This window comes from Clostridium mediterraneense (genome assembly GCF_900091705.1).
GTDB lineage: Bacteria > Bacillota > Clostridia > Clostridiales > Clostridiaceae > Sarcina > Sarcina mediterraneense.
Window position 1 is genome coordinate 1,026,769 of the sequence record NZ_LT594785.1, and the last position, 13,001, is coordinate 1,039,769.

Sequence of the window (13,001 nt, forward strand, 5' to 3'; positions counted from 1 at the left end):
GGAGGAGAAGGTGAAGTAGACTTGAAAAAATATTTATCAAGAGCCAGAGGTATATTAAGTGATTCAAATAGAATAATTTTATTTACAGGAACTTTTATTATAATATGTTTAGTTTTAATGACTGTTCTTATTAGTAAAAAATATAATTTAAAGGTAGGAGATATACCTAGGGCTAATATAAAGGCTAATAGGGAAATAGTCGATCAGATACAAACAGAAGCAAGACGTAAAGATGCTATAGAAAAAGTTGATAAACAGTATACTTTAAAAACAGATATACAAAAGGATGCTGAGTCAACTGTTACTAACTTCTTTATAGAGCTTAATAATTTGGCTAAAGTTAATGAAAGTTCAGCTAGTAAAATTAATAGTTTAACTAATTATAAAGAGTTTAACTTAACTAATAGTCAATATGAGGCTATATTTGACTTGGATAAAAATCAATTAGAGAGTTTACAGAAGATGGTGACTCAATCATTAAATGCTGCATATTCAAATCCTATTGGCGATAATAAAAATAGTACTGATAATCCATCAAATATAAAGTATGATACTCTAGCAGATGCTAGGCAAAGAGCTATGGATACTATAGTGGATAATACTTTTAATAAGACATTGCAAGAAATTATTTATAAGATAGATTTAGCACTTATTAAGCCTAATTTCTTCTATGATAAAGAAAAGACAGAGGAAGAAATAAATGCAGTTCTTAAAAATCTTGCACCAACAGTTATTAAAAAAGGCCAAATAGTAGCTAATGAAGGTGAACCAGTAACAAAACAGCAATTAGAGATTTTAGGTGAATTAGGACTTTTAAATACTTCTAAGACAGATTTCTATATTTATATAGCGATTGCTGGATTAGTTGCTCTTGTTTTAGCAATACAATATGGATATATAAGAAAATATCATAGAAAAATATTTGATGATTTTTCAAAGCTAGTATTAATAAGCATAATAAATGTTATGTCTATTTTAATAGCTAGAATAACATCGATGTTTTCACCATTTTTAATACCATTTGTAACAGCACCAATGTTATTAACGCTTTTAACTAACTATAAATTATCATTAGTTATAAGTACTTTAAATGTAATATTAATAGCTGGGGCAACAAACTTTAATTCTACAATTATTGTAATTGCAATTATAAGTTCAGTACTTGGAGCAATAATCTTAAAAAGAATGCAACAAAGAAATGATATATTAGTTGCTGCTATAATTCCAGCGATTGTTACAAGTGCGATAAGTCTTGCAATAGGAACTATAGTTACAAATAATTTTATGGAGATTGTTGTTAATGCTGGGTATATTCTCTTAGGTGGAGTTTTATCAGGAGTTTTAGCAGTAGGTATACTGCCATTCTTTGAAGCTACATTTAATATAGTGACAACAGTTAAGTTATTAGAATTATCTAATCCTAATAATCCTCTTCTAAAAAAATTATTAATAGAAGCTCCAGGAACATATCATCATAGTGTGCTTGTAGCAAATCTTGCAGAGCTTGCAGCAGAAGAAATAGGAGCAAATTCATTATTAGTTAGAATAGGAGCTTATTATCATGATATAGGTAAGACAAAGAGACCTTATTTCTTTAAAGAAAATCAAATAGGAAATGAGAATCCTCATGATAAAATATCTGATAAACTTAGCGCAAAGATTATAATATCTCATGTTAAAGACGGTATGGATATGGCTAGAGAACATAATATACCAAATGATATACAAAGATTTATAGTTACCCATCATGGAGATACTTTAGTTAAGTATTTCTATTTAAATACTAAAAATAATTCTGATGATCCAGATTCAGTTAAGGAAGAAGATTTTAAGTATCCAGGTCCAACTCCAAGATCAAAAGAAGAAGGAATACTTATGTTATCTGATTCTTGTGAGGCAGCTGTAAGGTCAATAAAAGGCCATACACCTGAAAAGATAGAAACTATGATAAATAATATCATAAAAGATAAGCTTGATTCAGGACAATTAAATGACTGTGAATTAACTCTTAAAGATATAGAAGATATCAGAAAATGTTTCTTAAAAGCTTTAAATGGAATATATCATCAAAGAATTGAATATCCAAAAGAGGAGAAATAAAATTGATTTATGTAGATAATAGACAAGATAAATTTAAAGTTGATAGTAATTTTGAAGAGATTTTAAAAAATGCTATTGAATTTGCTTTAAGTGAAGAAAAAGTAGATAAAAAATGTGAAGTTTCTTTAGTTTTTGTTGATAATGAACAAATAAAAGAAATAAATAATGAAACAAGAAATATAGATAGAGCAACTGATGTTCTATCTTTTCCAATGCTTGATTATCCTAATGGAAAAGTATATAAAGATGTTTATACAGGAAAAGAAATGGATAAAACTTATTTTGATGGGGAAGAACTAATTCTTGGAGATATAGTTTTATCATTAGAAAGAGCTGAAGAACAAAGAGTTGAATTTAATCATTCATTTAATAGAGAATGCTCTTATTTAGTTGTTCATTCAGTATTACACCTATTAGGTTATGACCATATGGAAGAAGAAGAGAAAAAAGTTATGAGAGCAAGGGAAGAAGATATTTTATCAAAGCTTAAATTAACTAGAAATGATTAAGGTATGGTGAGGTTAAGGTGAAAAAACTTTTAGATAGTTTTAACTATGCAATTAATGGAATATTATATGCTCTTAGAACTCAAAGAAATATGAAAATTCATTTTGGTATAGCTTTAATAGTTCTTATATCTAGTTTATTATATGATATAAGTAAGGAAGAAATGATAGCCTTAACTATTTGTATAGCAATGGTTATAGCAGCAGAGCTTGTAAATACAGCAATAGAAAGTGCTGTTGATCTTAGTAATAATCATTATCATCCTTTAGTTAAGATTGCTAAAGATACAGCAGCTGGTGCAGTATTAGTTACTGCAATAAATGCTATTTTTGTTGGTTATGTAGTCTTTGGGGATAAACTTTCTGAAGTAACATATAGTCTTGCAATAAAAATTAAGAATAGTGATTACTATCTTATTTTTATAGTGATTATGATAGTAGCAATGCTTACTATTATAGCTAAAGCTATATGGGGAGAGGGAACTCCTTTAAAAGGTGGAATGCCATCAGGACATAGTGCAATTGCTTTTTCTATTGCTACTTGTATATCAATAATATCAGGAGAGGCAATAATATTTATGCTTAGTTACTTTATGGCCTTTATAACAGCGCAAAGTAGAGTTGATTCAAAAGTCCATTCATTAAAAGAAGTAGTTGCAGGAGCTATCTTAGGTATTTCAGTAACACTTATTATATTTGAAATTTTTAGCTAAAATAAATAATTTTAAGTTAAAAAAATTTATTAAATAATAAAATAATGCTATAATTAATATACCCTATTTAAATAAATAGGGTATATTATACTTTTATAGAAATTTGGGAGGCATTAAAGATGAAGGAAAAATTAATAAAGTTAGCTATTGAAGCAAGAGAAAAGGCTTATTGTCCATATTCAAATTTTAAAGTAGGAGCGGCTGCCTTATTTGAAGATGGAAACATATATACAGGATGTAATGTAGAAAATGCATCATTTGGAGCAACAAACTGTGCGGAAAGAACTGCTATATTTAATGCCGTATCAAATGGAGCTAGAAATTTAGAAGCTATAGCTTTAATTGGGGATTTAAATAATTTTACTTACCCTTGTGGAATATGCAGACAGGTTATGTTAGAGTTTGCTAAAGATATGGATATGAAAATTTATATTGTTAAGTCAGAAAATGATTATATAGAAACAACACTTAAAGAAATGATGCCAGGAGCATTTTCAAAAACAGATTTAGATAAATAAGGAGGATTTGAATGTTCAAATCAGGATATGTAACAATAGTAGGTAGACCTAATGTTGGAAAATCTACTTTATTAAATTTATTTATGGGTGAGAAACTTTCAATAGTTTCAAATAAACCACAAACAACAAGAAATAATATACAAACAATATTAACAGGAGACGATTATCAAATAGTTTTCGTTGATACACCAGGGATTCATAAACCAAAACATAAACTTGGTGAATATATGGTTAATAGTGCTAAAGATTCTATAAAAGAAGTAGATCTTGTATTATTCTTAACTACACCAGAAGGTGACCTTGGAAGAGGCGATAAATATATAATAGAACAATTAAAGGCTCAAAAAGCACCTGTTATATTTATATTAAATAAAATAGATGAAGCAACTCAAGATAAGGTTGCACAAACTTTAGTTAAATATTCTAAGGAATTTGATTTTGCTGAAATAATACCTATATCAGCTATAAAGGGAAAAAATACAGATAAGCTTGTAGAGCTTATGGTAAAATATATGCCAGAAGGACCTAAATATTACCCAGATGATATGATAACAGATGTACAAGAAAAGTTTGTTGTATCAGAAATAGTAAGAGAAAAGGCCTTAAGAACTTTAAGTGAAGAAGTTCCTCATGGTATAGCTGTTGATATTATTCAAATGAAACAAGATAAGAATGGAAAATATAATATAGAAGTAGACCTAATATGTGAAAAAGATTCACATAAAGGAATTATTATAGGTAAGAATGGTCAGACTCTTAAAAAGATAGGTGAAACTGCTAGATATGAAATAGAAAGATTCCTAAGAGCAAGAGTTAATATCAAAATCTGGGTTAAAGTAAGAAAAGAGTGGAGAGATAACAATACTCTATTAAGAGAACTTGGATATAAGAATAAATAGTTTAAGATAGGAGGATTTCGTTTGGGACTTTTAAAAACAAGCGGAATTATTATAAAATCCCTTGATTACAAAGAGAATGATAAATTAGTTTGGATATATACTGAGAAGTTTGGAAAAATATCAGCTATTGCAAAAGGTGCGAAAAGAAGTAAAAATAATTTATTTTCAGTCACATTACCTCTTTGTTATGGAGACTATTTATTCTTTAAAGGTAAGGGTATGTGTAGATTATCAGAGGGGAAGCTTAGAAATTCTTTTCAAGGTCTTTTAAATAATCTTGAAAAGTTAACCTATTCTTCATACCTTTGTGAACTTATAGATATTTCTACAGAAGATGAAGATGCTAATTATGAACTGTATAAGCAGTTTGTAACAGCCATTTATCTTTTAGATACTGACGCTTTAGATTATGAACTTTTAACAAGAGCTTTTGAATTAAAGCTTTTAAGAGCAACAGGATATGGCTTAGATTTTGGGAATTGTGTCTTTTGTAAAAAGAAACTGCAAACATCTAATTATATAAGCCTATCTTATCATGGGGGAGTTTGTGAAAATTGTCCAAAAGAACATGGTATATATCTAAGTAAAGGTTCATTTAATGCACTAAGATTTTTAAATAATACTACTTTAGACAAGGTTTATAGAGTAAGTTTAACAGATGAAATGAAAGAAGAAATTTTTAAAATTACTTCTTCAATAATTTCATCTAATTATACAAGAAGACCTAAAAGTTTAGATATGTTGAAATTTATAAAGGAGTGATAGTTCATGGAAAATATTACACTTGAAAAGGTGGATCAAATTATAGAAAGAACATCTGTTACTTATAAAGATGCAAAAGAGGCGTTAGAACTTTCAAATGGAGATGTATTAGAAGCTATAATTTATATAGAAAATAAGCAAAGAGAAGAATTTAAAGCCCAAATGGATGCTTTAAATGAAGAAGAAGCTAAAAAACAAGAATCAATAGAAGATTTAAAAAAGTGGATATTATCATTAGTTGAAAAAGGTAATGTTTCAAGAATTAAAATTAAAAAAGATGATAAAGTAATTGGGGATATTCCAGTAAATGCAGGTATAGCAGCTGGTGTTATAGCAGTTTTATTACCACCTGTATTAGCTGTATTAGCAGTAGCAGCAGTAGCAAGTAATGTTGTTATAGAAATTACAAAAACTGATGGATCAGTAGAGGTTGTAAATAAAATAATTAAAAGCACAGCTTCAGATTTAAAGGAAAAAACAAAAGGTTTTGCAAATACTGCAACAGATATGTTTAAAAATAAGACTGGGATGTTCAAATCAAATAACAAAACTGAAGAAAAAGATTTAGCTATAGTTAATAGTATTAAATCAATTAAGAAACCAAGTTTTAATAAAAAATCTAAAGAACTAGATAATAGTTCAAGTTTTTCATATACAGTAAATTTTGAAGATATAGATAAACAAAAATAGAGAGGATTATTGGTAGAGGAATAGTTAGTTTATGGTTTGTTGGATTTTTAGACTAGGGATTAGTTTATGTATTCATTTATAAATTAGCATTCCTCTTAAATTTTCGGGAAAGAAGGTAGATAAAGTGAAGCTAACACCAAGGCAAGAAGAAATAGTTAAATTAGTTAAGGAAGAGGCACCTATAACATCAGAAGCTTTAGCATCAAAGTTAGGAGTTACTAGAGCAGCTTTAAGACCAGATTTAGCAGTGCTTACAATGATAGGTATGCTAAGTGCAAAACCTAAAGTAGGTTATGTATGTTCAGAAAAATCATCTAATAATTTAGTGTTAGAAAAATTAAGTAATATAAAAGTTGGAGATATAATGTCAAAACCAAGTGTTATATCAGAAGATACAATGGTTCATGATGCTATAGTTTACTTATTTTTAAAAGATGTAGGAACTATTTTTGTTGAAAATAACGGTCAATTAACAGGAGCAGTTTCAAGAAAAGATTTCTTAAAAGTTGCTATTGGAGGAACAGATATATATAAAGTACCAGTAGGTGTTATAATGACAAGAATGCCTAACATAATTTCAGCAAATGTTGAAGATAGTGCATTTGAAGTAGCAAGTAAAATAATAAATCATGAAATTGATTCTATACCAGTAGTTGAAGAAATGAAGAATGATGATGGTGAGGTATACTTAAAAATAATAGGTAAGGTATCTAAAACAAATATAACTAAATTATTTGTTAAATTAGGCAAAATAGAATAAATATTTTTCCGTTTAATAGAATAGTATTAGTATAGGCTTACTTACATAATCTGTGAGCGAGTCTTTAAAAATATTAAATTCTAGGTAAAACGGAGGGTATGAGAATGGATAAAAAGCAATATGTATATCTTTTTAAAGAAGGTAATACAAGCATGAAAAATTTATTAGGTGGAAAAGGAGCTAATTTAGCTGAAATGACTAATTTAGGTATACCTGTTCCACAAGGTTTTACAGTAACTACTGAGGCATGTAATAAGTATTATGAAGATGGGAAAAAGATATCTGAAGAAGTTATCGATCAAATTTATTTTAAATTACAAGCATTAGAAGAAGAAACAGGAAAAAAATTTGGCTCAATGACTGATCCTTTACTTGTTTCTGTAAGATCAGGAGCTAGAGTTTCAATGCCAGGAATGATGGATACTGTATTAAATTTAGGTTTAAATGATGAAGCTACAGAAGCTATGGCTAAGTTAGTTAATAATCCAAGATTTGCTTATGATTCATATAGAAGATTTATTCAAATGTTCTCAGATGTTGTAATGGGAATAGAAAAAAGATTATTCGAAGATTTACTAGATGAAATGAAAGAAGAAAAAGGTGTACAGGTTGATACTGATTTAACAGCTGATGATTTAAAAGAATTAGTAGGTAAGTTTAAAGAAGTATATAAAAGAGAAAAGGGAGAAGATTTTCCTTCAGACCCTAAAGTTCAACTTATAGAAGCAATAAAAGCTGTATTTAGATCATGGAATAATCCAAGAGCTATAGTTTATAGAAGACTTAATGATATACCTAGTGCTTGGGGAACAGCAGTAAACGTTCAACAAATGGTATTTGGTAATAAAGGAGAAACTTCAGGTACAGGAGTTGCATTTTCAAGAAACCCAGCAAATGGGGATAAGGGTATTTATGGAGAATATCTTATGAATGCGCAAGGTGAAGATGTTGTTGCTGGTATAAGAACACCTAAATCTATTTCAGAATTAGAAAAGCAAAATAAAACTATTTATGACGAGTTTATAGCAATAGTTAATAAACTTGAAAATCATTATAGAGATATGCAAGACATGGAGTTTACTATAGAAGAAGGAAAACTTTATTTCTTACAAACTAGAAATGGTAAGAGAACAGCTCAATCAGCACTTAAAATAGCTGTAGATTTAGTTGAAGAAGGAATGTTAACTAAAGAAGAAGCTATCTTAAAAGTTGAACCAAAACAACTTGATACTTTATTGCATCCAGCATTTGATTTAGAATCAATGAAAAAAATAGAAGTTGTAGCAAAAGGCTTACCAGCATCACCAGGAGCAGCTTGTGGTAAAATAGCATTTACAGCAGATGAAGCAAAGCTTAGAAAAGAAAATGGAGAAAATGTTGTTCTTGTAAGACTTGAAACTTCACCAGAAGATATAGAAGGTATGATAGCAGCAGAAGGAATTCTTACAGTAAGAGGTGGTATGACTTCTCATGCAGCTGTTGTAGCTAGAGGAATGGGAACTTGCTGTGTTGCTGGATGTGGAGAATTAAAAGTTGATGAAAATAAAAAGACAGTAACTATAGGAGATTTGGTTTTAACTGATAACGATTATATTTCAATAGATGGATCAACAGGAAATATATATGCAGAAAAACTTAAGACTGTTACTCCAGAAATAAGTGGTTACTTTGCAACATTTATGTCTTGGGCTGATGAAATAAGAAAGCTACAAGTAAGAAGTAATGCTGATACTCCAAAAGATGCAAGACAAGCAGTAAGCTTTGGAGCAGAAGGGGTAGGACTTTGTAGAACAGAGCATATGTTCTTTGCTGAAGATAGAATTAAAGCTGTTAGAGAAATGATTTTATCAAAGGATGTAGAACATAGAGAAGCAGCTCTTGCAAAGATACTTCCAATGCAAAAAGAAGATTTTATTGGAATTTATGAAGCTTTAGAAGGTAGACCAGCTACTATAAGATTTTTAGATCCACCATTACATGAATTCTTACCAACTCATGAAGAAGACATGAAAAATCTAGCTAATGAAATGGATTTAAGCTTAGAAGAAGTAAAGGCAACTATAGATAGTTTACATGAATTCAACCCAATGATGGGACATAGAGGATGTAGACTTGCAGTTTCATATCCAGAAATTGCACAAATGCAAACAAGAGCAGTTATTGAAGCAGCTATAGAAGTGAAGAAAAATAAAGGCTATGATGTAGTTCCAGAAATAATGATACCTTTAATTGGTGAAATAAAAGAACTTAGATATGTTAAGAATATAGTTGTAGAAACAGCTAATAAAGTAATGGCTGAAAATAATACTAAGATAGAATATAAAGTTGGTACAATGATAGAAATACCAAGAGCGACTATTACAGCTGATGAAATTGCTAAGGAAGCAGAATTCTTCTCATTTGGTACAAATGATTTAACTCAAATGACATTTGGTTTCTCAAGAGATGATGCTGCTAAATTCTTAAATGATTATTATAGTAAGGCAATATATGAACAAGACCCATTTGCAAAATTAGATCAAACTGGTGTTGGTTCATTAATGAAGATAGCTGTAGAAAAAGGAAAATCAGTAAGAGAAAATATAAAGCTTGGAATATGTGGAGAACATGGTGGAGATCCATCTTCAATAGAGTTCTGTCATAATTTGGGATTAAATTATGTAAGTTGTTCACCATTTAGAGTTCCAGTAGCTAGACTTGCAGCTGCACAAGCACAAGTTAAGAATAGAAGATAAAAAATTAAGGAGTTATCTCTTACGAGACAGCTCCTTTTAGTCTATTGGAATTGAATATTGAATTCTTCTAAGAAAAAATCCTTCATTTTTTCTACAAGCTCTGCTTGATAAGAAGTTTTTAAAACTGTATCAAGTAGCATTTTTTTTGAAGCAGATTTATTACACTTTGAGATACTAGAGTAATAATCTCTAGAAGTTCTCCAGTATTTTTGAGGAAATGATAAATAAACCATTAAATATTTTATATCATCTTGGGTTAATGGATTGGCTTTATTATAATTTAAGATAATATTTTTTGCTATTTCAAAATCCCACTTAGTTTCACCACGCTTTAGAAGTCTTCTTAGAAAATAAGAAAGGTCTGACATACAATAATCATAAGAACATTTATCAAAATCAATTATATAAACTTCTTTATCATTAAATAAAAGATTTTTATTAACATAGTCTCCATGACATAATGAACGACTAAGTTTATCAAAATTTATAGTAGCTGATACTTCAAGAGCAAATTTAGCTAGTTCTATATTTTGAGGGAAGTAATCTAGATATATTCTTGAAAACTTGTCCTTTTTTTTATTTGCTTGATTATATGAAGAAAGAAGTTGATTAAAATGTTTGTTTATGGATATGTAGAGATTATCATACCCAGTTTTTAGATGGCTTCCTTTTATGGGAATAAAATCTTTGGCTGATTTATGCATAAGGGCTAAGGTTTCTGAAGCTATATTAAGATGTTCAAGATTATTAAAATCACATTTACTTCCTGGGACCCAAGAATTTAATATAAAAAGTAAGCCATTTATTTTTACATATCTATTATTATTTCTGGTAGCAAGTATTCTTGGAACTTTAAATCCTGCCCTAAACAACCATTCCATAGCAGAATACATAAATAAAAGTTTTTTTTCGTCATAATAAACCTTTTTTAAACAATATTCTTTATCTTCTGATTTGATTTTATAGACAGCCCTATGCTTTGCACTATTTTTAATTTTTATTTGTTCTATACTACAATCTTGTAGATTATATTCGGGAAGTACATAGTTACGAGCAAGTCTTAAAAGTTCTTTTTCAGAAGTAAGCAATTTTTTGTCATCACTCATAGAAATCCTCCTAGATAAATTACCTAATATATACATATTATTAAGAGGATGGCATTATACTAAATAAGGAGATTTATTTGATTAAGTAACTTGTTATAAAAGCCTAAAAGTATAATAAAATATAATATAAAAGGATTTTTTTTATTATGTATAGAATAGTATAGATTAGATAGTTTTTTTATTTATATTAAATTAGTAGAATTAAAATAAAAATACATATAAAAGCTTTTAATTACAAAGTATAATAACTACAAATAAATTTAAATAAAAAAGTATTTTTTCAATAAAATGGTTTAAGATTATTTTAAAAGACAAAAATATAGATAAAAATAAAAAAACTTTTAAAAAAAAAGAGGAAAAATAAAATAAATGTCGAATTAGTAATAGTTCCAATAAAAACTTTAAAGTAAGGTGGGAGTTTTCTTGAAAATTCCAGAGGAAATTATAGAAAGAGTAAAAGAAGAAAATGATATTGCAGATGTAATATCAGAATATGTTAAGCTCAAGAGATCAGGCAGAAATTTTTCAGGTTTATGTCCGTTTCATAATGAAAAATCTCCGTCTTTTAGTGTGTCAGAAGATAAGCAAATATTTAAATGTTTTGGTTGTGGTGAGGCAGGAAATGTTCTTAGCTTTATTATGAAAATCAGAAATTTAAATTTTGTTGAAGCTGTAAAGTATTTAGCAGATAGAGCAAATATTCAAATAAATTTTGAAGAGGGAAAGAGAAATCCACAGCAAGAGAAGAAAAAAATTCTTCATAATATTAATAAGGCTGTTGCAAGATATTATTTTTCTAATATTCAACAAAATAGTTCTATAAAAGAATATTTTTACAAAAGAGGACTCACAGAGCAAACTCTCAGATCATTTGGTATAGGGTATGCTAAAGATGGTTGGAGAGAAACACTTGGGTTTTTGAGAGGGCTAAAGCTAAAGGAAGAAGTTATAAGAGAAACAGGTCTTGTTATTTATAATGATGAGAAAAAAACTTCTTATGATAGATTTAGAAATAGGGTTATATTCCCTGTATTTGATGTCAATAACAATGTTATAGGTTTTGGTGGAAGAGTATTAGATGATTCTAAGCCAAAATATTTAAACTCTCCAGAAACAATAGTATTTGATAAAGGAACTAACCTTTATGGCTTAAATTTTGCGATAAAGAATAATGGTATAAAAGATAGAAGTCTTATTGTAGTGGAGGGGTATATGGACTGTATTTCTCTTCATCAACATGGAATAGTTAATGCTGTAGCTTCTCTTGGAACAGCATTGACACTAAAACAGGCTAAACTTATAAGAAGGTATGCTGATAAAGTTATAATATCTTATGATGCTGATGTAGCAGGACAGATGGCAACACTTAGAGGATTAGATATTTTAACTGAAGTTGGACTTGAAGTAAGAGTCTTAAATATTCCTAAAGGAAAAGATCCTGATGAATTTATTAGATTAAATGGGAGAGAAGCGTTTTTAGAACAAGTAAATAAAGCTCAAAAGCTTATAGATTATAAATTGTCAATTTCAAAACAAGGACTTAATCTGTCAAAACAAGAGGATATTGTTAAGTATGGAAATCGAATTACTGAAGTTCTAGCTACTATTAATCCAGTGGAGAAAGATGTTTATATTAAGAAAATATCAGAGGAAACTGGAATAAAAGAGCAAGCTTTATATGATTTATTAAGCTCAAAAATGACAATATTAAATAAAAGCAATAAAAATATGAATAATGAGGAATATTATGGAACAAAATTATATATAGAACCTGCATATGTAAAATCTACAAGAAATATATTTAGTCTCATGATGAATGAAAAAACTTATGAACTAGTAAAAAAATATTTTTTAGTGGAAGATTGTACAGATAATTCATATAAAAAATTATATACTTTAATTGAAGAAGTTGTTGCAGAGAATGGATTTAAGGACTTGTATAGGAGTTTAGAATTAAGATGTGAAGATTCAGAAGTCTTAAAAGAAATTCTTATGATAAAAGAAATTAATTCTATAAATGATAATCTAGATGTAGAGATTCTAATTAAAGACTATATATATAATATAAAAACGCACAAACTAAAAAAGGAACAAGAAAATATAATGAAGAGATTAAAGGATAGTGAAAGATTAGGAGATATAGAAGCATCCTTATCATATTTAAAACAATCAAAGGAAATACAGGAAAAACTAAGAAGTTTAAAGAAGTAGT

At 28.5% G+C, this 13,001-nt stretch carries 11 protein-coding genes; 10 read left to right on the forward strand and 1 reads right to left on the reverse strand.

The annotated features are described in order from the left end of the window. The first annotated feature begins 21 nt into the window (after positions 1–21). The 9 genes from BN8917_RS06965 (at position 22) to ppdK (ending at position 9,683) form a co-directional block, all read left to right on the forward strand. The gene (locus BN8917_RS06965; RefSeq protein ID WP_066872444.1) at positions 22–2,100 is read left to right on the forward strand and encodes an HD family phosphohydrolase; all 2,079 of its coding nucleotides are present in this window, start codon (positions 22–24) and stop codon (positions 2,098–2,100) included. Positions 2,101–2,102: 2 nt separating this feature from the next. Next, positions 2,103–2,609, forward strand: coding sequence for an rRNA maturation RNase YbeY (ybeY, locus tag BN8917_RS06970; RefSeq protein WP_066872447.1), 507 nt, complete (start codon positions 2,103–2,105; stop codon positions 2,607–2,609). 17 nt (positions 2,610–2,626) lie between these two features. Then, complete coding sequence (locus BN8917_RS06975; protein WP_066872450.1) at positions 2,627–3,319, forward strand: diacylglycerol kinase; 693 nt, start codon at positions 2,627–2,629, stop codon at positions 3,317–3,319. Positions 3,320–3,438: 119 nt separating this feature from the next. Further along, complete coding sequence (locus BN8917_RS06980) at positions 3,439–3,837, forward strand: cytidine deaminase (RefSeq protein ID WP_066872452.1); 399 nt, start codon at positions 3,439–3,441, stop codon at positions 3,835–3,837. A gap of 11 nt (positions 3,838–3,848) precedes the next feature. Next, a complete protein-coding gene (era, locus tag BN8917_RS06985; protein WP_066872455.1) occupies positions 3,849–4,736 on the forward strand; it encodes a GTPase Era in 888 nt (295 codons plus the stop codon). A 21-nt stretch (positions 4,737–4,757) separates the two neighbouring features. Continuing rightward, entirely contained in the window at positions 4,758–5,498 is a 741-nt protein-coding gene (gene recO / locus BN8917_RS06990) for a DNA repair protein RecO (RefSeq protein WP_084748526.1), read from the forward strand. Positions 5,499–5,504: 6 nt separating this feature from the next. Next, positions 5,505–6,188 carry a DUF4342 domain-containing protein gene (locus BN8917_RS06995; RefSeq protein WP_066872458.1) on the forward strand — a complete coding sequence of 228 codons (684 nt, stop codon included), beginning with the start codon at positions 5,505–5,507 and terminating at the stop codon, positions 6,186–6,188. A gap of 124 nt (positions 6,189–6,312) precedes the next feature. Next, the gene (locus BN8917_RS07000) at positions 6,313–6,948 is read left to right on the forward strand and encodes a transcriptional regulator CcpN (RefSeq protein ID WP_066872460.1); all 636 of its coding nucleotides are present in this window, start codon (positions 6,313–6,315) and stop codon (positions 6,946–6,948) included. A 104-nt stretch (positions 6,949–7,052) separates the two neighbouring features. Then, positions 7,053–9,683 carry a pyruvate, phosphate dikinase gene (ppdK, locus tag BN8917_RS07005; protein ID WP_066872463.1) on the forward strand — a complete coding sequence of 877 codons (2,631 nt, stop codon included), beginning with the start codon at positions 7,053–7,055 and terminating at the stop codon, positions 9,681–9,683. Positions 9,684–9,724: 41 nt separating this feature from the next. Here the strand turns inward: ppdK and BN8917_RS07010 are convergent, their stop codons facing one another. Next, positions 9,725–10,789 carry a CotS family spore coat protein gene (locus tag BN8917_RS07010; protein ID WP_066872466.1) on the reverse strand — a complete coding sequence of 355 codons (1,065 nt, stop codon included), beginning with the start codon at positions 10,787–10,789 and terminating at the stop codon, positions 9,725–9,727. Positions 10,790–11,212: 423 nt separating this feature from the next. Here BN8917_RS07010 and dnaG point away from each other — a divergent pair, with 423 nt between their 5' ends. Next, positions 11,213–13,000, forward strand: coding sequence for a DNA primase (gene dnaG, locus BN8917_RS07015; RefSeq protein ID WP_066872469.1), 1,788 nt, complete (start codon positions 11,213–11,215; stop codon positions 12,998–13,000). The last annotated feature ends 1 nt before the right edge of the window (position 13,001 follow it).